The sequence below is a fragment of the Polynucleobacter sphagniphilus genome (genome assembly GCF_029892205.1).
Lineage (GTDB): Bacteria > Pseudomonadota > Gammaproteobacteria > Burkholderiales > Burkholderiaceae > Polynucleobacter > Polynucleobacter sphagniphilus.
This window is the reverse complement of the sequence record NZ_JARXVX010000016.1, coordinates 1-2397: the sequence shown is the minus strand read 5'-3', so window position 1 is coordinate 2397 and position 2397 is coordinate 1. Positions and strand designations below refer to the sequence as shown.

The window sequence follows — 2397 nt, the reverse complement described above, 5'->3', positions numbered from 1 at the left end:
ATCAACACCACCACAAATGCTGGAGTAGTAAGCGCTACTTCAACAGGTGGCAACTTTATTGGTGCCGGTTACGCTGCCGTATCCGGAGGAAGCATGGGTGCCTATGAGAGTAGTGGCGCCACCTTAAATATTGGCGGCTTCGTTAATATTCAAGCAAAATCTGCAGGTACCAATTTATACAGTTATGTAATTGCCGGTTACGGGCCTGGACCAATTAATGCGGCTGGCAATATCAATATAACCAATACTAGTTCTTCTACAGCACTACAAAGTGCGGGTGGTATTTACCTTAGCGCTGGTACAACTTTAACTTCATATACCGGTAGCGTAAATATAAGCAACGACAGCAACAACAGTGCCGGCAGAGGAACCGGACTTCAGATACTTGCTCCAATTGCTGCGGCGACTGGTATTACCATAAACAACAACAACTTTAATGGATATGGTGTTTATTCCACCGCAGCAATTTCGACCACTAGTGGTGCTATTACCATTAATAGTACTGACAATGAGGCTGGATTCCAAGCGGTAAATCTTACTGGATCCGTAACCGCTCCTCAGGTTCGCATTACCGCAAGCAACACAAATGCAACAGGTACGGGCGTTAGCCTTACTGGCGGTGTGACAATTACTGCGGGAACTTACGCTACGGTTGGTGATGCGTTAAATATCACCTCAACAGTTGCTACAACCGGTCTTGCGGGTGGCATTGTGGTGACTGGTGGTGCGATTACCAATAATTCAAACGGCGGAAGCGTAACCTTAGTTACAAATGGTGACATTACAGCAACATCTGCGGTCAGCTTTGCAACAGCAAACACTACAAATCACGTACAAACCTTAACTTATGACACCCGTACTGGTAATTTAAATAGTCAGATTACAGCTGGCATATTTACCTTTAACGCAACCGGCGCCACAAGTAATGTCAACTATCAGATTCTGTCTAATGGTTCTGCATTAACTGTCCCAGCTGTAACTGTGTCTGGAACAATCTTGCTGGACAATACTTGCGCATCAAATGCAAGTTATACCTGTTCAACACCACTAACTGCTTCATCTGCTACAACAGTTAACACCACTGCATCTGTTGGTATTTCCTTAACAGGTGCGCAGATATCAGGGCAGGGCATTACTATCAACGGCATTAATGCCAGCGCCTCTAATGCTGCCGTTGCATTAGGCGCAAATGGTTTAACCGTTACTAGTGCCGCCTCATTCTCGACTGCAGGTGTAAAAGCAATTTCAGTAATCGGATATAAAAACACGGCCAATATCGGTAATCCTGGAATTACTTCAACAGGTGCGCTTGCAGTCCAATCAAGCGGCGGAGATATCTTATTTAAATCCAATGGAGATGTATCTCAGTCTGGGGCCGTTACTCTGGCCGCGAATAATACCGGCCATGCTCAGGCAGTAACATATGACGTAACATCAGCGAATCAGAATGCTTCTATCGTAACTGGAGTTCTCACATACACAGCTAGCTCTTCTCCTGCAAGCAATCCAGTCAATTTCAGTGCGTTAGCAAGTGGTGGGTATCTAACTGTTGGTGCTACAACTGTTTCGGGATCAATAACGGCTGACAATACCTATGGCTGCACAGGGGCTAGTTGTACTCCAGCGAGCGGATATTTAAACATGTCTACCATTAGTACATCAAATGCTTCAACTGGTGTCTATGTAAGTGGTTCTTTGAGTGCGGGAAGTTCTATTACGATTAATGGGGCAAGCGCGAGTTCAGCTGCAGGTACGGCTGATGGTGCAGTTACTCTGGCTGCTATCACTATTTCTGGCTCGCAGGTAAGTGCAGGCAACCAAATCAATATTAGCGGATTTAGCAATGGAGCATCCGCAGGACATGGCCTAGCTTTTGAGGGTAATGTCACCATTAATTCCGGTACTGGCCCCGCTTTGGTAGGTGGCGATATTAATGTGTTGGCTGTTACTAGTGCCTCGGCGTGCTGTAGCGGATTTTGGATGAATCCAACAGCAGTAGCAAAAGTATCAGCTAATGCATACGGTAGTAGCATTAACTTTGGTACTCAGGCCACTCCGATTCAAGGTGTTCTAGGTATCAATGGCTACACGTCATCATTTAATACCTTGAGGGCAACCACTGTTGGTGGCGTTGGTGGCAATATTAATATTTACGCTCAATCGTATGCAAGCGGTTATAGCGCCGCCTACATTGCTGGCACTATTACTGCAGATGCTAACGTGGTGGTTAGAGCGTCTAAAACTGATGCAGGTCTTGCTGTAGCACTCAATTTATCTGCAGCCATTACTTCTAATAACGGATCCGTTTCAATAACGGGAACTACCTCAAGCGCTGCTTACTATGGGGCATCAATTACTGGAGTTATCAACGGTTACGCAGGCGTCACTATTTTTGGC

The 2397-nt window shown here is 45.7% G+C and carries 1 protein-coding gene; it reads left to right on the top strand.

What is annotated here, in order from left to right; all coding sequences use genetic code 11:
• On the top strand, positions 1-2397 hold a 2397-nt coding region (locus M2125_RS10870; RefSeq protein WP_280742978.1), incomplete at both ends, for a beta strand repeat-containing protein.